Here is a 19488-nt window from a genome sequence, read left to right on the forward strand (position 1 = left end):
CTACCTGAAGGCTTTGTGTGCGCTTGGATTTTTACCATATCTGTCCTTGTTTGCCGCCAAATCCGCTGCAATTATTTCAACCACACCCATCAGCTCGCCCTTGTCATTGACACCTTTCACAGTAATTGTGCCTGTGTGGTCAACCACCATGCTGCCGTTTGCTCCCCCACCCGCCCCTTCAAACGCAGGCCGGTTGAACTGCGGGTTCAAAACAGCGTTAAGGTTTGCCTCCAAAGCAGGAACACCCGCCTTGATGCCATCCTTCAGCATATTTATTAAATTTGGCGCCCAAGTGTCGGCGTTTGAGCCCGGACCTTCTTTAGTTGGGGAGCCAAAGCCAAGGAAATTCTTGATTTTGTCCGCCACTCCACTGACAGCATCCTTGACTCCTCCAGCCATGGATTTGATTCCATCCACCAGATTACCCATCATGTTTTTGCCCCAGTTCCATGCACTGCCTACAACATCACCTACTACAGACCCTATCTTGCCAAATGCACCGGACACTGCTCCCACTAGGTTACCTACAAAATTGGTGACTCCTGAAACCATATTGGAGAAGCAGCCAAGGACACCGTTTACAAGGTCAGGCACGATGGAGCCTCCGACCAAGGTATACCATAAGCCCTTAAAGAATGAAATGATTCCTTCCACAAAGCCCTTTACCAGATTTACTATGGTCATAAACAGGTTTGACAGCATGCTCCATGCCGCCTTTGCCGCTTCAACAAGGAAATTCCATGCCCCAGCCCAGTCACCGTTAATGATGGCGATGACAAACCCGATAAGGTTGACTATAAAATTCACTGCGCCGAGCACCGCTCGTATGAACGGACCAAGCGCCTGTATGATCCCATTCAGCACACCGACTGCTATTCCGAGTATTACGGCAATAGCTGCTCCAAGGGCAATGAACACCGGTTGAAGCAGCGTCCAAAGCTGTTGTATTACTCCCCATAGCGAGAAAATCAAGGTCTTTATGCTCTCCCAAATCGGGGTCAGATAGCCTGCGAACTGTCAAAGGATGCAAAAAGCTGTGCAAGTATTGGCTGAATAAAGGCAAGGATGCCGTTGAATATATTGACCGCGGTGTCAATTATCTGCTGACCGTAGGTGTTCCAAAAGTTCCATATGCCTGTAACCACATCGCTTACTATCTTAAAGATTGTCTGCATGACCGGCTGGATTACCGATACCAATCCGTTAAAAATGGTGCTTACTACAGAGCCTATACGGTAAAATGCCGTCTCCCATCCGCTTGCCATGGCTCCGGGATCTCCTGTTCCCTTAAAGCCGTTGATAAACATTTGAAAGGCTTTTATTGCATTTGCCGCAAAATCCTGCAGAAATGCCAGTACGTTGCCAAGCACCTCGGTGAATTTTGCCTTTATACCCGGCAGTACCTCTGCGGTCTTGCTCTGAATGAAGCCAAGCGCTTCCTTGAACTTTGACTGTATTTGCTCCCAAATGGCAAGCACAGAGTTCCTGAAGCCCTCATTGGTTTTCATCAGCCACACAAACCCTGCCACCAATCCTGCAATTGCCACCACAACAAGCCCTATGGGGGAAGCAATGGCGGCAAAAACTCCTGACAGCACCGAAAGCCCTGTTGAAAGTCCTCCCAGCACCATAAGCAGGGGACCGACCGCTGCTACTGCGGCCAGTATGATTGTTACCCATTTGCGTACTTCAGGATTAAGCTCCATATATTTATTGACTAGAATGGTAGCCTTGTCTGCAAGCATCTTTAATATTGGAAGGAATGCCTTGCTGGATACAATCTGCAGCGTTTCAATGGAGCCCTTCAGCTGTTCAAGGGAGCCTTTTAGGTTGTTCATCCTTTCGGCTGCCACCTCTTCAGCGGTTACCTTTCCCATCTCCGACTGCATTTTATTGAAGCCGTCAGCACCTTCCTTATATAAAATATTTGCTGCACGGATAGCATCAGAGCCGAATAGCGTCTCCATTGCCTGCAACCTTTGCGCATCAGTTAGGTTTTTCATGCTTTTTTGCAGCAAGCCTGCAATTTCAGCCATGCTCTTCAGCTTACCCTGAGCATTATAGAAAGCACTTGTACCTTGAGCGGTTGTAAGCCCCAGCTTTTTGAAAAGCTCCACCTGCTTGTCAGTGGAAGGCTGGAGGTTCATCAGCATGGTTTTTAATGATGTGCCTGCATCAGAACCCTTTAGCCCGTTTTGGGCGAATACCGCAAGCGCCGTGCTGGTATCCTTGAAGGACAACCCAACCGCACTTGCTACAGCAGAACACATGGAAAGACTGAATTTCATCTCCTGTACGCTTGTTGCAGATGCATTGGCCGCACCGGCAAGGATGTCGGCAGCCTGTGCAACATTCAGCCCATCAGCCTTGAAGGAGTTTAATACTGTAGATGCTATTTCAGCTGCATCGGCAAGCTCAATTTCTCCTGCCGCTGCAAGAGACAGCGCTCCCTTCAAGCCTCCGCCCATGATATCCTTCACACTGACACCTGCTTTGATTAGTTCTTCAATACCCGATGTGGCTTCCTTTGCTGAATACTTGGTTTCCGCTCCCATTTTGAGCGCCAGTTCTTCAAGCTGTTTCATTTCTTCGCCTGTAGCGCCCGATACTGCTTTTACACTGCTCATCCCGGCTTCAAAATCGGCTCCGGCTTTCAAAGAAGCTGCCGCCATGCCTGCAAGAGGTGCGGTCAATGCAGCAGACATCACCTTTCCTGCTCCCGACAGCTGGCTGCTTACATTCGCCATGGCATCCTGCGCCTCTTGGAGCCCTTTTTTCAAAGCACCGATGTCTGCCGTTATCTTGACTACCAGATTTCGTATGACTGCCATACCCACACCTCCCCACAGGCAGCAAAAAAGGCATTACCATGGTCCGGCAAGCCCTTTCTTCTTTGCAATAAATATTAACTGTTCTTTTGTTAATGTTTGATTTTGAGATTTTGGTTTCCGTTTTTTAAGCAAGGTCTGAAGCTTTGGCAGCCTCTTGGATCTTGCGAAAGCCTCCACATGCCATGCAAGATAGAGAATGTCATTAGTCTTCCGCTCCTCCCTTGCAAGGAAACCTTCAATCATAAGGTTAAACTCATAGGGGGTCAGCTTCCAGAATTCATCCGGTGAAAGCCCCATAATGCCGACAGCGGTTTTTAAGAGCCGGTCCCAGTCCCAGTCTTCTCCTTTCCCGCTGTCAGCTTTTTCCCGTTTTTTCTTCCGAATGCCTCCGTCATTGCCTCGCTCAGCTTTTCAGCAACCGTGTTTATGTCGCTGAAATCATCAATCAGCTCACCCACCTTTTCAGGGGTCAGGTTCTTGTCATCATAAAAAAGTCCAGCATAAATGATGGTTCTCATATCCTTTACACTGATGTTGTCAAGGTCAAGCCTGCTGATAGGCTTTCCTATCATTTCCTCTATACGGACCAGGGCATTAAGCCCGAAGCGAAGGCTTCTCGGTCTGTCCAGCTCCAATATTACGCTTTGTTTTGCCATTTAGTTCAACCCTCCCTATAATACAACGGTCCAACTCCCTGTATCTCTATTGAATCATTCACCACATCATCGGCTGCCGTTTCAATTCCATCCGAGCTAATAATCCCATAGCCCTCATACCGGGTCTTTGAGGCTGTGGTATCAATATATAGTGCAATGATTACCTCCTGACCCAGCCTTGAAAAGAATTCTTCATCGCCCCAGTAGCTCTCCGCTGATGCTGAGTATTCTTTGACAGATGAGATATATTCCTTCCAGCCGTTTGACATAAAGGTTGTGGTCTCAGGTGTCTCCATACCCAGTTCGGCAGACCAATTAAAGAACCCGCCGTGCTGCTCTACGACCAGAGCGCTTCCACTGATTAAAACCACATCATCTCCGTCCTTTGCCTCGTCAAACACAACCACTCCGCCGCAATGCTCCAGCTGATAGCCGGAAAACTGCACCTCCCCGTTTACCTTTACGGTAACAGGTAAGTTTTTATCCCAATAGCGCTTTGCACTATCACTGATTGTGTACCTTGTAAGGCTAAGGTCGGGTGCAGCAGCTTCATCAGTAAATACTTCCGGTGCATCCTCTGTCTGTACAAATACACCGCCAACCCTTCCCGCAACACTCCCCATCACCCATCACCTCCCAAAAGCTCCTTCAGTTTTAACTTGTATTCATCCCGCACATCCTTTGCAATGCGTTCATCCTCAAAAAGCCTTTTTAAAAGCTCTGCAATGTCATGAAACAAATCTGTATCCTTCAGCGAGACGCTTAGTTTAACTCCGTTCTGCATTCAACAGGCCTCCTTATGTGTATGCCAGAGCGCCATTCCCTTGAAACTCAATGGATATGGTTACAATGTCATCCACCGGGTCTTCAATAGACAGCCCTGAGATTAGTGCCTGGCCGCTGTAATAGTTGGTGTTGTTTACATATAGCTTCAAATCCACATCGGTGCCGTTCAGGAACGCATTCTGCAGCGCCGCCTGGCCGTTTGCATCGGTATGAACGTTATATGCGCCTTCTGCGCTTGCCGACCATTCCTTTAAGCCGGATATAAAGTTCTTCCAATCATCCCCGAACGCCGTGGTGTCCAGAGTGTCAATCCCAAGCTCCAGCGACCAGCTGTTCAATGCTGTCACTGAATTGGCTCCGATCATTACCTTTCCTTTCTTTCCTGCTGTCCCAGCCATCCGTGTCACATCCTTTCCTCATAATGAAATTTAAAATCCATATGGTTATACCAGCTGTTTGTATCCGGCTCGTAGCCTTCAACCTCTCCCATTAATAAAACAGCACCGATATCCACTCCATCGGTGCCGCCCATTATTCCTGTAAAATTCTGAAGGCTCAAGCGGATTTTATCTGCAAGCGCCTTGCACTGTGCATAGGTATCAGCCCTTGATGTAACCTGAAAAACAGGAGTTGTGTACCCTGTGTCCCCCTGCAGCGAATGCAGCCGGTCTCCTGAAATCTTTTGATAGGTCACTGCAGGAAGAGTACAGTTTTGGGGCAGCATAAGCGGGTAAACCCTGTCACCAGCCAGTTCATGAATACCCGCATTGTTTATTAAATAGCCGCACAGCACTTCTTCAAACATGGCTGTCACCTTGCCTTTCCCACTGCCTTGCTGATTTCCTCTGTTACAGTATCTGAAATTTTTTTAAGGTTTTCATCCACCGCAGGCCTTAGGTACGGAGTCGCAGGCCGTTCCTTGGTTCCAAGCTCGACAGGTGCAAAATGCCTCGCCTTTCCGCTTTCCCTCGTAACATAGTAAGCTCCCTTGATTTTACGGTTTATGTTCTCAATATCCCCGCCCTGCTTTTTTATACCGCTTTTGAGTATAAGGCTGTTCCGAAGCTCACCTGTGTCTACAGGCGCTTTCTCTTTGCTGCCGCCAATACAATCTCCGCACCCTTCCTGGCAGCCTGGTCAAGCACATTTACAGCGGCATCCCCCATATCCTGAAGCAAATCCATAATTTCTTCCGCTCCTTCAATGTCAATGCCGCCCTTCATTTTTTTTGCCCTTGCCGAATATGACCTTGCCATCAGACCACCTCCCCGTTCTCTTTGCAGAGCAGATATATGGCAATATTCCTTTCCTCCTTGTTTGAAACATGAAGGATGTCATAGATTTTATTGTTAAACAGAACCCTCATGCTGGTGTTTAACCCACCAAGGTACCGGAGGATAATCTGCGTTGTGGTTTCTGCATGAAGCTGCTGCGCCGTAAAAAGCTCCTTGCCCGACATCGGTTCAACACTTGCAGAAACAACAGCGTAGTCAGTCCATACCTTTACCTCTTCACCAAAGCTGTTTTTTATCGTTGAGTATGACTGGATAGTTATGCGATGTCTGAGCTTGCCGATAGAAAGCAGGGGCTTTACCATGTTTCCCTGTCCTGCATACTGCCTTCTTTGGTTGTTGTTCCTCCATGCCATTCATCACCACTCCTTCCTTCGATAAGATGTTAGGAGCAGGGATGCCGTTTCCGTCAGCTTTCTTATGTCCACATTTTCTCTGAATTCATAAAACTGTGAGACCACATACCACACCGTTGTTTTCACAAGCTCGGGAAGTGTACCGCCGTCAAGAAGAAAATCTGACAAGGGATAGCGGAGGACGCTCTCCACAATATCCTCCGCAGAAGTAATAAAGCTTGTGATAAGAGCATCCTCATGGCTTGAATCAATCCTTAGAAATGCTTTTGTTTCATTAAGTGAAACCAAATCCACCGCCTCCCCTTGTCTTGCGTCCTTTATTCATCGTCCAGCATCAAGCCTGCCGCCTTTAGTTTTGAAAGTAAAGCGTTAAAGTCGGTTTTCAAGTCAGCGATTGTGCTTGCTGTGCTATTGGTCTGGTTTGCCGCAGGCTTTAGTTCTATTCCGTCAAAGGTCACTTTCCCATCGTCAACAACCCTGATTTCGCCACCGACTACAAAAACATCGCCGCCATCCTTATGATAATTTTTAGTTATATTCATCAGGCTTCACCTACGCTTTCATCTGCAGTACCTTGACCGCTTCAGCAAGTGTCAGCTTTCCGTCAACCCTCTGTGTCGCCCTGAAGCCCACCTGACCGTTTACAGCATAAAGCTCATTGAGTCTTTGAAAGCTCCTGCCCTGCCTGTCGGCAATCCAGTAATATTTAAAATCACCAAAGGCAATCGTCTTGGCTGCTGCCTGAATTGTAGGAACAGAAGACGATGTTTTTACAGGCCTGTTTAAAATGGTATCGGGCTGACCTGCCTGTAATGCAGGCTGCCATAGGTACTGCCCGTTTCCATCCTTCAGCTTTCTTATAGCCTTTATGGTAGCATCGTTCATAAGCCATGCCGCATTATTCCTGTAAGGCTCACGCAGTGAGTAATAAAGGTCGATAACTTCATCTAAGGTAAGGACGGTGGAGGATGCGGCTGTTACTCCCACTTCTCCGCTTCCTATAACTCCAGTGGGTTTTGCTGTCCCGTTGCCGTTTATAAAAGCGGCTTCCTCTGCAGCTCCGATCCTTCTGGCAAACTCCTTGGAAATATAGCCCTCAAGGTTGAATACATTGTCATTCAAAAGCTCCTCCGACACCTTGATCATGGTAGCCAGCTTGTGCGCACCAAGGGTGATAAGCCCGAAGCTGTCATCACTTTCAGGGATTGCCCCTTCTTCAGCCACCCAGCTTGCGGTACCTCTGGATGCTACAACAGGAATCTGCTTGTCACCTGATGAGGTGTTAATGATGGTAGCAAGACCTCTCATTATGTTTACATCCTCAAGTGCTGAAACAAGGGTTTTCTCATACTCATCAGGCACGAGATAGCCGCCCTCCGAGTCGGTCCCAATATGCAATGCATTTAAAACATCATAGCTGTTTTTGCTTCTCATGTTCTTCCAGAAGGCGTCATTGTAACCTTTGGAAGCTCTGCCTGTTTTCTCCGACTCCTGCTGAACAATTTCCGGCTTTACGGCGCTCCTTACAGGCTTTGTAAGCTCCATCTCCATTTTCTGCTGGCGCTCCAGGGCTTCAATCTCCCTGCCCATCAGTACGATATCCTCCTCCATTTTCTCGTACTGGCTCAAATTTTCAGCGGTCATATTGCCTTCATGCTCATTTAAAAAAGCCTTGGCATCCTCCCAAAGCTTGCTTCGTTTTTCCCTCAGCTCTAAAATTTTCGACATTATTTTTACCTCCATATTTTTGTAGTTTTGTTTAACAGGTCAAGTCTTTTGCGCAGGCTTTCCACATCGACCTTCCCTTTGAGCTCCTCTGCGACTATCTCCCTCACTGCATTCAAAAGCCCTGCAACATCAAGCTGTTTTTCCGCTTGTATTGCAGGGCTTTTCTTTTCAGGCTTTACCTTTTCCAATTTGCTTGCAAGATTTAATGCCACCGTCCTTTTGTCAAACATATAGCTGTCCATAAGAATCGGCGGTTCCCCACCTCCCTGGTTTTCCACCTTTTCCTTCTGATACAGAATCTTGTCTGCAAAGCCGAGCTCAACAGCCTTTTTAGCATTGAACCAGGTTTCATCGTCCATCATGCGTGATATTTTCACCCTGGACAGTCCTGACTTAAGCTCATAGGCGTTGATAATGCTTTCCTTCACCTGGTTTAACATTTCAATGGCGCCTTCAAAGTCGCTTGCTTCACCGAACGCAATGGTCATGGGGTTATGGATCATCATGAGCGACGGGGGAGACATTTCTATTGTGTCTCCAGCCATGGCAATAACTGATGCAGCGCTTGCAGCAATACCGTCAATCCTTACTGTTACACTGCCGTTGTACTCCTTTAGCATGGTGTAAATTTGGGACGCTGCAAAAACATCCCCTCCAGGACTGTTAATCCAGAGGGTTATATCTCCCTTGCGGCTTACAAGCTCATCCTTGAACAGCTTTGGTGTCACCTCGTCACCAAACCAGCTCTCCTGTGCAATGTATCCGTCAAGGTACAGAGTGTTTTCATCCTCCATCCAGTTCCAGAACTTCCTTTTCATCGGTTTTCTCATCTCCTTCCTGCGTTAACATTTCATATATGTCTTTAAAATGCCTATAAGTGAATCACCACCCTTCATTTCTGTTATACCGTTTTCTATTGCTTCTTTTGAGTGCTGTATTTATCAGCCCATTTACCCACATCCTTCAAGTCAATCATGCTGCCGTTTATCATGTGCCGGTTGCCTCCAAGCTCGTCTGGAATAAGGTTCAAGTCCTCAAGCTCACGCACATCGTTGGGGCTTAAAAAGCCGTTCTGGATTCCAATGCTGTAGCCCTCCTGCCTTGTTTTGAAATCACCCCGGAGGAGTCCGTCAACATTGAAGCGGATAAAGTATTCCTTCTTCTCATCCGGCAGCAGCAATTGATTCTTCATGGCCTGCTCCCACCTCACCAACCACGGTCTTATGGTATGCACAACGAATTCTATGGACTGGTACTCAATATTGCTGAAGGTGGCCCTTTCCAAATCACCGACCATGTGTGGCGGCACCCTGAATATCCTGCAGATTTCATTGGTCTGGAACTTGCGGGTCTCTAAGAACTGCGCCTGCTCTGGAGGTATTGCAATGGGGCTGAATTTCATCCCCTCCTCAAGGACAGCTATCTTATGGGCATTGCTGCTTCCGCGGTAAACCGACTCCCAGCTTTCCCTGAGCCGCTTCGGGTCTTTTACAACACCGGGATGCTCAAGCACTCCGCCGGGATTTGCACCGTTGGCAAAGAAAGTGCTTCCATATTCCTCAGCCGCCAGCGACATCCCTATGGCATTTTTGGCATAGGATATGGGTGACTGGCCTGTAACCCCGTCAAAGGCAAGGCCCGGAACATGAAGCACTTCATCTCGTCTGAAGCTCTGTGTACCATCCTTCGTATCATAGCTGTAAAACAAATCCCGCCTTCAAGCCTGCCCACCTGCATCTTTTCAGGTCTTAACGGCCAGAGCTCAAGCACCTTCCCATTAGCGTCACGGACAACAAAGGCATAAGCGTTACCCCATATAAGGATTTGTGCCATCATAGCTTCAAAAAATGTGAAGGCTGATATCTCAGAATTGGGTTGGCTGTGAAGGAGCTCGTAAAGATAATGGTCATATGCTTTTTCCTTGCCCCCGGCGGTCCTTCTGTAGGTGTGCAGCGGAAGGCTTGCTATGGTTTCAGCCAGGATTTTAACGCAGGCATATACCGTAGCTGCCTGCATGGCTGTCTGTTCATTCACCTGCTTTCCGCTGGATGAACGTCCGAACAAAGCTCCCATTCCACTCTGGCTTCCGGTTTCCTGCGCAATTTTCCGTGGTATTTTATTGAATATTATCTGAAAAAGGTTCATATCCCGTTCACCGCCAATCGTACTGTTAATTTGATGATTATATCTTTTGGAGAATCCCTGCTCATTCTTTGCCTCCTTTCCATACTCCCATCTTTAGTTAGAGGATTAATAATCCTCTTTCGTTATACACACTCTCACCGCCGCCATCGCTCTTATGTCTGAGTGCCCTGTCAAGCGCCATGATGGCGGCAACCGCTCCGTCAATTCGTTCTGTGGACTTTTCCTTATCGGGCTTGATGTTCCCGGCAGGATCGGTTTTCACAGTTACATTGTCCATCATCCATGCAAGGGCGGGATGGCCGCCATGCGCAATTTTCTTTTCAAGCACCAGCTTCATAAGCTCCTTGGTAGGCGGTGACATTGACGCAAACCCCTGCCCGAATGGTACTACTGTGAATCCCAGCCCCTCAAGGTTCTGCGACATCTGTACCGCTCCCCAGCGGTCGAACGCAATCTCTTTGATGTTATACCGCGTCCCCAGTTCTTCAATAAAGGCTTCTATAAAGCCATAGTGGACTACGTTTCCTTCTGTGGTTTTCAAAAACCCCTTCTTTTCCCACACATCATACGGAACGTGGTCACACCGTACCCTTAGCTCCAGGTTGTCTTCGGGAATCCAGAAGAAGGGAAGCACAATATACTTATCTTCATCATCTAAAGGAGGAAATACCAGCACAAAGGCAGTAATATCAGTAGTGCTTGAAAGGTCAAGCCCGCCATAGCACTCCCTTCCCACAAGCGAGTCTGCATCCACATAAAAGGCACAGGCGTTCCATGCCTCCATTGGCATCCAGCGGACGGTCTGCTTCACCCACTGGTTGAGTCTCAGCTGACGGAATATGTTCTCCTCTGCCGGGTTTTCTCTTGCAGATAAAAAAGCATCCCTTATCCTGTCCAGCTCTATGGTGTATCCAAGGGATGGGTTTGCTTTTTTCCATACCGCTTCATCCGTCCAGTCATCATCATCTGCTGCACCATAAATAACCGGGTAGAAGGTGGGGTCAATCTTTTTGCCCGCAATAATATCAACGGCTTTCTGATGCACCTCCCAGCAGATGCTGTTCCTGTCGGTACCGGCAGTGGTGATTACAAAGTTTAAAGGCTGCTTTCTCGCATCCCCGGAGCCCTTGGTCATTACATCATAGAGCTTTCTATTTGGCTGGGCGTGGAGCTCGTCAAAGATACAACCATGCACGTTATATCCATGCTTTGATGCAACCTCGGAGGAAAGCACCTGATAGAAGCTGCTTAAGGGCTGGTACACCAGCCTTTTTGTTGCAATCAAAGGTTTTATCCTTTTCTTAAGCGGAGGGCACTGCTCAACCATGTCCACGGCGACATCAAAAACGATGGAGGCCTGCTGCCTGTCACAGGCACAGCCGTAAACCTCCGCACCCCATTCGTTGTCTCCGCAGGTGAGAAGCAGGGCAACCGCCGCTGCAATTTCACTTTTACCGGATTTCTTCGGAATTTCAATGTATGCCGTATTATACTGCCTGTAGCCGTTTGTCTTCATTGTTCCGAATACGTCCCTGATGATTTTGTCCTGCCAGGGAAGGAGGTCGAAGTCAACACCGTGCCAGGTACCTTTTGTATGCTTTAAAGAATTAATGAACCGAACCGCATGCTCAGCTTCCTTTTTATCAAAATATGGACCCTGTCTGCCTCCAATTGCCATCCCCTCCCTTCAGAAAAGCATAAAAAAAGAACCCCGTTTCCGAAGCTCTCAATATGTGAACTGTGAATTTTATATTTATTTTTTTGTCAGTGGATTTTGACTTTGTTATTTACCATCCCTATATTGGCCTGCACTTATCTTCTCCATATGCAATCCCAAGGCTTGAACCGCAATCCCAGCTCACATGAATGGTTCCAATATCATCGACCGACAATACCGTTCCCGTTGCACCCTTTGGCAGCTGCGTGTATGGGTCGTTCATGCTAACCAGCTCCACCCGTGTTCCTGAAGGATATTTTTTACGGAGTAAATCCAGTAGTTCCTTTGAAATCATTCTCATTGAAAACACCTCCTGTTTTTCGGGTTTGTTCCCGTAGTACATTAATCACTCTGAACGCACAGGAAAGCAAGTCAATTCTACACTTTAAAGGCACTTTTTCAAAAGCATCCCAGCCTCAAAACCCTTATAAACACAGAGTTTGAAGTCAGTCATCAACACACTTGGCTTTGTGTCCGCGTGTATGGCCCCACGTTCCGACAAAAGCTTTATTGCCTATAAATATGCGTTGAAATTTATATATGGGGCATTTAAGCCCCATATATAAAACATTTATTTCATCTAAAGTCTGTTCATGCGCCAACAGCCTCTTTTTCACCCTTTCCGTTACGGAACGCCGCATTTCCTTCAAGGGACTTCAACAGGGTCTTTCGCGCCTCCTTATATTCATAACCCACAAAACCAAGCCGTATCAGCCAAACCCTCATGGTAAACTTCATATTGTCATCGGCGGAAGGCTTAAAGGAAGCATGCTTTTGTTCCTTTGCGCTTTTATTCAAAAGCGCCACCAGCTTTGTGGCTGCATCCACCTTATCAGATTCTTCAGATCGTATTCCAAACTTGAAAGCTATTGTGTTTTCATCAAAATCAAAGCTTATGCCATGGCATTTGCCTGTGCCTATCCTTCCAGCAAGTTCCTTGAACTGCTCCAGGGTTTTAACGCCCTCAGCATTTAGTACTTCTACAAATTCCGTGCTTACAATATCCGTTTCAATTCCAAAAGCCTTTTTAAGATGCTCCTGCTTGCTGTATACCATGTTCACGATATTGCGGAGTGTTTGTCCTGTGTGGCCCTCCATGGGCACCGATATTTCAAGCAAAACATCCTCTTGGGTTTCTTCTGCGGTAAAGTTATCCTCCGGTATTCCCTCAACAGTCAGCTGGAGTACCGCTTCAAAATCAACCTCGTTTCCAACTCCGTCTTTCATTACACCGTTTTTTGCTATCCTGTAGGTTTCGCCTCTGATTTCAATCTGGTAGTCGAAGCTTGGCGCTCCCATATATTTAGCTTTTGTTCCGCTGTGAGCCTCAAGCAGCCTTATCATTTCTTTACGGTCCATATTGAATCCCTCCTGTACTTATTTGGGTTTCCCCTTAGTACATTAATCACTCTGAATGCACAGAAAAGCAAGTGAATTCTGATTCTTTTTTATACTCAAGACCCTTTATATCAAAGCATTTCAGCACATAATCAAAGGAGTCCTTTAGACCCCTTAATTATCCCAACTATTAATTATTCTGTTTTCAGAAATGCCGTTGGTCAGCTGTTTGAGATTGAAGGCTTCTTGCAGTTCATCAGCGCCCATTCAAACCAGAATTCGTACCATATAAGCCTTGCGTAGAACCAATCATATTGATTGCCTTCCCGTTCATCATTACGATTCAAAGTCGGCTCCTTATCTTTTGTCGGCAGTAATTCCTTGCAGTTCGGATGCCCTTCTTCCCATTTCTCCTTGGCTTTTCTGATGGACTCAAGGTGTTCCTGCCCAATAGGACAGCAACCGGGATGAGTACGCAGCAATCCAGTGTTTTTATCAAAGAATAGTTCATATAACCCTGTTGCTTTACAAAACTCGGTCATCTGAGAATACCCAGGATGCCTGCTGTTACCCCTGCCGCTGATATCTCCAAATCCAAATTCAGGAGCAGCAGCTTGTATAGCTCTTTTAATCCGTATTTCCCCATTTATTGTTTCCGCTTCGCCAATATAAATGTCATAGCCCACTTTCAAAACCCTCCTTTATTTCAACACTCCCGGTCCGTCAACATTCACTTTGCATGCACCGCATAAATAACCTCAGTGCCTGCGCTGTATTCCATATCCGTGAGCTTTATAAATTCCTGTTCATCATCAATGGGGGTAAGCCCGAAGTTAAAGTATTGGCCTTCATGCCTTCTTATGCCGTACACCACATGCTTGTGTCCTTCCTTGAGAAGCTTTTCAGCCTCTAACCTGAATTGCTCCTTTATCATGTTTACTTCCGTCATGGAAAGCCTTTCTGTATATAGCCGTCCCGGAAGCCCAACATCCACAATTTTAATATCAGCCGCTCCGCTCATAAGGCACCTCCAAAAGTTTATTTTGTAGTTACATTAATCACTCTAAAAGCACACAAAGTCAAGCGGTTCCTGCTGTTTATAAAGATGAAGGGAAGACCTTTTTCAGTCTCCCCTCCATCCAAGCCTTTTTTTATTTTTTTATTTCCTCAACGCTTTCTATGTAGCTGGTGTACCTCGGGTAGGAATATCCCTCTGCCTCAACCAATATTCCGTCTGCTCCGTCTTCGGCTTTTATAAGGATACAGTGCCATACTCTATATTCATCCACATACATTAGCGCTTTGTTTTCCTCTATAAAATCGAAGTCCCTGAGAAGGTTGTTTATAAAAAATTCGTATTGGTCTTTTGGCAGCTCCACAACCTTTTCAACCGTAAAGTCTACCTTGTCTCGTTCCAGCCCCGTCCTGTTCTTAAGCTCCTCGATGTTTACCGCTTTCCTTGTAATCAGAACCTTTTTTAACATTGAAACCCGCTCCTTTCATTTTCAGGTGATTCCCTGGTAGTACATTAATCACTCTGAACGCACAGAAAAGCAAGCTAATTATCGATGGAAATGTCTTTTTAAATTACCCATGCAATTCCTGCCAGAACAAAGCAAACACAAGGAAGCGCGACACCATTATGTTTTGCAACACATAATGGCGTTTGTGTAAACATAGTGATTATGGTAATGGCGGCTATAAAGTTCGCGGCAGAAGGCGGTTTTGAAGAAAAATAGCTTTCCATAATGTATAGATAATACCAATAGTGGGCAGTATCCTTTTGAAAGGAAGTGGTATATTGCCTACTATTGAAATTACCGATTTAATCGCCGAAGCGACTAAAACCCTTTATGACCTGGAATATTCGCCCAGAGTCATAGAATACACGGTCGCCACTTGGAAGCAATTTGAAAATTACTGCCTTCATATGCAAATTTCATATTACAGTTCTGCCATGAGCGAAGCGTTCTGTAATGATTTAAATTCACCTAATCCGCTTTTTAAACATAAAACTATTCTGCGGAAAATTTCATGCATGAAGAAATTTGATGCTTTTGCAAAAACCCGAGGATTTAAAAAAGGTATTGTAAAACAAAAAGAACCCTTGCCTGAAAATTTTACTGCCTTTCTCACTGCCCAAGATGAAATGTTTATAAAAAAAGCATATTCAGAAAGCACACGTGAGACAGCATATAAATTCTGCAATAGATTCATGGCTTTTTTGCTGAGTATGGGCTTAGACAAACTGTCTGGGGTTACTTGGGAACTGGTATCCAAGTACCTACTCACCCTAAACGGGCATGCTAAAAGTACTGTTCGCGGGGAACTAAGCCGTCTCAGGCAAACACTGAAGTACATGTATCTTTTACAATATAATTCCAAAGACTTCTCAAAAGAGGTTCCTTCGTACAATTTAGGGCAAGCAAACAGCATGTCAAAAATATGGGAATCCAAAGAGCTTGATCAGGTGCTCCAAACAATTGACAAGTCCAGCACTAAAGGCAAAAGAGATACAGCGTTTATTCTAATCGCCTCTGAATTGGGTGTTAGAAGCGCCGATATCCGAAACTTAAAACTAACAGACATTAATTGGGAAAGCTGCTCCATATCTTTTGTGCAGAGCAAAACTGGAAAACCCAATGTATTGCCATTAAGCGAGAAACTCGGTACAGCTATTATTGATTATCTTAGGGTACGCCCTGAAACAGATTCACCTTATATTTTTGTCAGCTTAATTCCTCCATATGGACAGATGGCTAAATTCAACTCATCCTTTCACAATTATGTCCATCGGGCAGGGATTGAAGTTAAACGTGAGGCTCATTATGGACTCCATTCGCTTAGGGCGACCGTTGCAACTAAACTTTTAGCTGCCGATGTTTCTCCAGATGTTATCGTCCCTTTCTTAGGACATTCGGGGAATCAAACGCTCCATGCCTACATTCGCATGGACATTGAAAACCTGCGCGAATGTGCACTTTCTTTTGAGGATGGTGCACTGATATGAACAAAATTTACAATTATCAGAGCAAACTGGCAAAACCAATACAAGAATATATTTCCACCAAGCGTGCACTCGGTCACAAATACGATAAGGAGAGTAAAACATTTTATGAATTTGATATGTTTCTACAAAAGCACTCTCTCCAAGATGCTGAACTCCCAAAAAGTATTGTCGAGGACTGGATAACGAAGCGACCAAACGAAAAACGTAAAAACCAGCGATACAGACTCAACTTCACCAAAAGGTTTATACTTTATCTCAATAAAAACGGATTTACTGCTTATTTTCCGAACTTAACAATCACTGCCCGTGATGATAGCGATTTTACCCCATATATCTTTAGCAATGATGAAATATGTAAATTGTTTTCATATTTCAACAATATGAAGCCCAGTCGACAATATCCTAATGGTCATCTTGTGATTCCACTGCTCTTCAGAACACTGGCTTGCTGTGGACTTCGGGTTTCTGAAGCAACTAATCTTAAGCTAAAAGATGTTGATTTTACAAAAGGTGTTCTGTTAATCCGTGAAGCCAAAAATGACAAAAAGAGGTATGTGCCGCTGTCTCCAAAATTGACAAATGACTTTTTGGACTTTTACGAAACAATCCACAAATGCAGTGAACAAGAAGACTACTTCTTTCCCAATGCAAGGAAAAGTGTATATGCCTCAAATCATTTTTACAATAGATTCCGAGAAGCCTTATGGCACTGCGGAATCGAACACAAGGGGCGTGGTTTCGGTCCCAGAGTCCATGATTTACGCCATACATTTGCGGTTCGCTGTATGCAGAAGTTTGATAAAAACAAAAAGGATATTGTACTGTCACTACCCTACCTTTCAGCATATTTAGGGCATTACGATATATCCAAGACACAGAAGTATCTGCATCTAATTGCAGAGCACTACCCGGAAATCATACAAAAGCAGTGCGAATATCTCGGTGACACAATCCCGGTTTGGGAGGTGGGTGTATGAAGTCTAAGGATTTTGCTGCATATTTAACAGAGTTTTTAAGCCAGTATCTGCCAGAACTAAAGAATGTCAGCAGCAATACCATTTCCTCCTATTGCGATACATTCCGATTGTTCCTTGAATACTGCAGAGACACTGAGGGAATGAAAATCCACAAAATGTCACTCTGTGATATTAAGCCAGAGCTTGTTGCCAGCTTTCTTGAATGGCTTGAAAACGAGAGGAAAAACAGCATCTCCACTCGTAATCAGAGATTGGCAGCAATACATTCTTTTGTTAGATTTGTCCAGACCCAAGACCCTAAGTTGCTTCTTAACTTTCAGAAGATACTGGATATCCCTATTAAAAAGAAGGCAAGTAAACCGCCACGGCATTTGACGAAGGAGGAAGTTGCTGTTATCCTTCGTCAACCCGATATTTTAACTCTCCATGGCAGGCGAGATGCTACAATACTGTGCGTTCTTTATGACACAGCAGCAAGAGCACAGGAATTATGCGATCTACGTGTCGCTGATGTTCGATTGGAACATCCTGCAAACGTTAGGATTACAGGCAAAGGGCGAAAAACCAGAGTGGTTCCTTTACTCCCGGCAACCATGCAGAATTTGAAAAATTATTTATCCGAAAATCGTCTGCTTGACCCCGAGAAAAATCATTGCCCCTTGTTCCCTAACCGTGAGGGAAACCACCTTACCCGTGCTGGATTAAGATATATCCTGACAAAATATGTTCAGCAGACAGAGGAAAATGGTGATGTGATATCTAAAAGGATATCTCCCCATGTTTTTCGTCATACCAAAGCCATGCATGTTTATGAATCAGGCAACAACCTAATCTATGTCCGTGATTTCTTAGGTCATGCCGATATCAGTACGACTGGGGTATATGCAAGAACAAGCCTTAACATGAAACGCCAAGCACTTGAAAAGGTATCGGATTCACCTGTGCCGGATCTCCCATCGTGGGTGCAGAACAATGATATGCTTTCATGGCTGAAAAACTTTGGTTCGCAGAAAAATTGATTTTATTATGGAAAGCTATTTTTCTTCAAACCCGCCCTCTGCCGCAAATTTTATTGCTGCCATTACCATAATCACTATGTTTACACAAACACCGTTGCCCCACATTTTATATTCAGCAGCATCCGAGTAAGGATTCCTAAGCCATTTAATGATCTGGCTTCTGCTTTTGGGCTTTGTACTTGTTCCCATAATTATACGGTGTTCTTCAAAGACCTTGCTCCACCAGTTTATTTCATCTTCTGTTGGATTTTTAGTTTCCAATCTTGAACACCAATCGGCAGGAAAGCCTTGGAGCAATGCACACTCAGTGGGTGTTAATCTTCTTACTGTATATTCAGTTCCTACAACTCCGTTATGGCAGCCGGGATTTGTGCCGTTAACAAGGGTGTTAGCTTTTCCGTCCTGACGAAAGCACTGGCTTTCCGCTTTCATTTGAGGATAAAAGCTGGCCGGCTCGGTTACAATCTGTGCATCCTTGTAATCCCTTGCCATCAGCGGTGCAACAACTTCCTCATTGACTTCTGCATAACAGCCAGTAGTCATGGCAAATGCCACGGCATGCCGGTCTATTGTATTTAAGGTGAAGCTTATATCCTCATTGATTCCATCACCCCGCGGGCCATTTTTATCTTCTCTGCCGATCATGTTCCCCTGCAGTGCAACCACTGCTATCCCTCCCTGGTTGCATGCCGGATTTCCACCCGTACCGTCAAGTGTCCTGCTGGTGTCCGCTTCATAGATACCGCTGTTCGGATTATCAGAAAGCATCGAATTGCTCTTGTCGGAGCAGATGCCGTAAGCTTTGACAATAAGTTCATTCGCCCTTTGCTCCCCTACATCAAAGGTATTTATTGTGTTTGCCTTTTTAGCATGATCCCATTTTTGTGCTTCTTCCTTATTATGAGGTCTTGTTCCTTTGCAGAATGGAATATTAACACACTGCTCATTGTGAATGGGAGGAGCAATTTTATCATTTTCCTTGCATTCATTCATGACAAGGGGAACATTCCCGCCTCCAGTTCCCATCCGTCCGGTCAGGGTTTGGATGGTTCCGCTGTCATCAATGCCTACTCTGCTATCAGAAGGATGATTTTCAATTGCAACAGCAAGCTGATTGTCACCCATTTGCGCCCGAAGGCTGCAGGTGGAATTATCCCAATAGTGTCCTCCTAATCTTGAGGCGGCTCCAGGTTCAAAGCTGACTGGCATTCCAATGCAATCCTCAGCATTTCGGGAAGCTGTTTCCCACGGGCAGACGCCCTTCGGAGAATACCCTGACAGGCCTTCGAACTCAAATAATATTTTTCCGGCACATCCTTCTGCAAAATCTGCGACAAGGTAGATTCTACGGCGTCTCTGGGCGACTCCCCAAAATTGGGCGTCAACAGTTCGCCATGCAATGGAAAAATCATCTCCCAAGACCTCTCCTGCGCACAGCCATTTATTTTTGTCAGGCAAAGGAACATGAGCGGCTTCATCCTTGATTTTTGCGATTTCGTCAAGGACTGCCCTAAAATCCTCTCCCTTTCCGCTTGAGAACGCGCCCGGCACGTTATGATCAGAAAAAAATTATGCACTCCACCTCCATAAAAACAGCGAAACAAGCAATAATTAGCCTGTTTCGCTGTTCATA

Annotated in this window: 23 protein-coding genes and 2 pseudogenes; 3 read left to right on the forward strand and 22 right to left on the reverse strand. The window is 45.6% G+C overall.

Annotation, left to right across the window (positions count from 1 at the left end):
- From Bccel_RS20700 to Bccel_RS20795, 21 genes and pseudogenes are all read right to left on the reverse strand, one after another.
- Positions 1–972, reverse strand: a complete 972-nt coding sequence (locus Bccel_RS20700; protein ID WP_036937288.1) for a phage tail protein — start codon at positions 970–972, stop codon at positions 1–3.
- A 26-nt stretch (positions 973–998) separates the two neighbouring features.
- Positions 999–2831, reverse strand: a complete 1833-nt coding sequence (locus Bccel_RS20705) for a phage tail tape measure protein (protein WP_050753688.1) — start codon at positions 2829–2831, stop codon at positions 999–1001.
- Between the two features lie 33 nt (positions 2832–2864).
- Positions 2865–3128 carry a phage tail assembly chaperone gene (locus Bccel_RS20710; protein WP_036937285.1) on the reverse strand — a complete coding sequence of 88 codons (264 nt, stop codon included), beginning with the start codon at positions 3126–3128 and terminating at the stop codon, positions 2865–2867.
- Positions 3129–3145: 17 nt separating this feature from the next.
- Complete coding sequence (locus Bccel_RS20715; RefSeq protein ID WP_036937283.1) at positions 3146–3487, reverse strand: hypothetical protein; 342 nt, start codon at positions 3485–3487, stop codon at positions 3146–3148.
- 5 nt (positions 3488–3492) lie between these two features.
- On the reverse strand, positions 3493–4110 hold the full coding sequence (locus tag Bccel_RS20720; RefSeq protein ID WP_036937279.1) for a hypothetical protein: 618 nt from the start codon (positions 4108–4110) through the stop codon (positions 3493–3495).
- On the reverse strand, positions 4110–4271 hold the full coding sequence (locus Bccel_RS30405; protein WP_154673423.1) for a hypothetical protein: 162 nt from the start codon (positions 4269–4271) through the stop codon (positions 4110–4112). The genes Bccel_RS20720 and Bccel_RS30405 overlap by 1 nt, the downstream gene beginning before the upstream one ends.
- Before the next feature lie 13 nt (positions 4272–4284).
- Entirely contained in the window at positions 4285–4671 is a 387-nt protein-coding gene (locus tag Bccel_RS20725) for a phage tail tube protein (protein WP_050753689.1), read from the reverse strand.
- Positions 4672–4676: 5 nt separating this feature from the next.
- Positions 4677–5078, reverse strand: coding sequence for a tail completion protein gp17 (gene gp17, locus Bccel_RS20730; RefSeq protein ID WP_036937276.1), 402 nt, complete (start codon positions 5076–5078; stop codon positions 4677–4679).
- Between the two features lie 271 nt (positions 5079–5349).
- Positions 5350–5529 (reverse strand): hypothetical protein, encoded by a 180-nt coding sequence (locus tag Bccel_RS20735; protein WP_036937274.1) that lies wholly within the window; start codon positions 5527–5529, stop codon positions 5350–5352.
- Complete coding sequence (locus tag Bccel_RS20740; protein ID WP_050753690.1) at positions 5529–5921, reverse strand: phage head closure protein; 393 nt, start codon at positions 5919–5921, stop codon at positions 5529–5531. Before Bccel_RS20740 ends, Bccel_RS20735 begins: the two co-directional genes overlap by 1 nt.
- 3 nt (positions 5922–5924) lie before the next feature.
- Positions 5925–6209 carry a head-tail connector protein gene (locus tag Bccel_RS20745; RefSeq protein ID WP_050753691.1) on the reverse strand — a complete coding sequence of 95 codons (285 nt, stop codon included), beginning with the start codon at positions 6207–6209 and terminating at the stop codon, positions 5925–5927.
- 29 nt (positions 6210–6238) lie between these two features.
- Complete coding sequence (locus Bccel_RS20750) at positions 6239–6463, reverse strand: hypothetical protein (RefSeq protein ID WP_036937270.1); 225 nt, start codon at positions 6461–6463, stop codon at positions 6239–6241.
- A gap of 10 nt (positions 6464–6473) precedes the next feature.
- Positions 6474–7649: a phage major capsid protein gene (locus Bccel_RS20755; RefSeq protein WP_036937269.1), complete on the reverse strand. Its 1176-nt coding sequence runs from the start codon at positions 7647–7649 to the stop codon at positions 6474–6476.
- Between the two features lie 5 nt (positions 7650–7654).
- Entirely contained in the window at positions 7655–8467 is an 813-nt protein-coding gene (locus tag Bccel_RS20760; protein WP_081926765.1) for a head maturation protease, ClpP-related, read from the reverse strand.
- A 95-nt stretch (positions 8468–8562) separates the two neighbouring features.
- A pseudogene (locus Bccel_RS20765) lies at positions 8563–9794 on the reverse strand (phage portal protein).
- Positions 9795–9891: 97 nt separating this feature from the next.
- On the reverse strand, positions 9892–11472 hold the full coding sequence (locus Bccel_RS20770) for a terminase large subunit (RefSeq protein WP_036937267.1): 1581 nt from the start codon (positions 11470–11472) through the stop codon (positions 9892–9894).
- 118 nt (positions 11473–11590) lie between these two features.
- Entirely contained in the window at positions 11591–11812 is a 222-nt protein-coding gene (locus tag Bccel_RS20775) for a DUF4314 domain-containing protein (protein ID WP_036937265.1), read from the reverse strand.
- A gap of 290 nt (positions 11813–12102) precedes the next feature.
- Complete coding sequence (locus Bccel_RS20780) at positions 12103–12870, reverse strand: hypothetical protein (RefSeq protein ID WP_036937263.1); 768 nt, start codon at positions 12868–12870, stop codon at positions 12103–12105.
- Between the two features lie 200 nt (positions 12871–13070).
- Complete coding sequence (locus tag Bccel_RS20785) at positions 13071–13535, reverse strand: hypothetical protein (RefSeq protein ID WP_036937261.1); 465 nt, start codon at positions 13533–13535, stop codon at positions 13071–13073.
- A 44-nt stretch (positions 13536–13579) separates the two neighbouring features.
- Entirely contained in the window at positions 13580–13870 is a 291-nt protein-coding gene (locus tag Bccel_RS20790; protein WP_036937259.1) for a hypothetical protein, read from the reverse strand.
- 130 nt (positions 13871–14000) lie between these two features.
- Complete coding sequence (locus Bccel_RS20795; RefSeq protein WP_081926764.1) at positions 14001–14333, reverse strand: DUF6329 domain-containing protein; 333 nt, start codon at positions 14331–14333, stop codon at positions 14001–14003.
- A gap of 299 nt (positions 14334–14632) precedes the next feature.
- On the opposite strand from Bccel_RS20795, the gene Bccel_RS20800 reads away from it, so the two are divergent.
- From Bccel_RS20800 to Bccel_RS20810, 3 genes are read left to right on the forward strand one after another with little or no spacing between them, the layout of a single operon-like run.
- Entirely contained in the window at positions 14633–15859 is a 1227-nt protein-coding gene (locus Bccel_RS20800) for a tyrosine-type recombinase/integrase (RefSeq protein ID WP_242853061.1), read from the forward strand.
- Positions 15856–16836 (forward strand): tyrosine-type recombinase/integrase, encoded by a 981-nt coding sequence (locus tag Bccel_RS20805; RefSeq protein ID WP_010244634.1) that lies wholly within the window; start codon positions 15856–15858, stop codon positions 16834–16836. The genes Bccel_RS20800 and Bccel_RS20805 overlap by 4 nt, the downstream gene beginning before the upstream one ends.
- Positions 16833–17855 carry a site-specific integrase gene (locus Bccel_RS20810; protein ID WP_010244636.1) on the forward strand — a complete coding sequence of 341 codons (1023 nt, stop codon included), beginning with the start codon at positions 16833–16835 and terminating at the stop codon, positions 17853–17855. The genes Bccel_RS20805 and Bccel_RS20810 overlap by 4 nt, the downstream gene beginning before the upstream one ends.
- A gap of 15 nt (positions 17856–17870) precedes the next feature.
- Here the strand turns inward: Bccel_RS20810 and Bccel_RS20815 are convergent.
- Positions 17871–19409 (reverse strand): annotated as a pseudogene (locus tag Bccel_RS20815) (DNA cytosine methyltransferase); the annotation flags it as partial.
- Positions 19410–19488 lie beyond the last annotated feature (79 nt).

Origin of the sequence: Pseudobacteroides cellulosolvens ATCC 35603 = DSM 2933 (assembly GCF_001262605.1) — a bacterium.
GTDB lineage: Bacteria > Bacillota > Clostridia > Acetivibrionales > DSM-2933 > Pseudobacteroides > Pseudobacteroides cellulosolvens.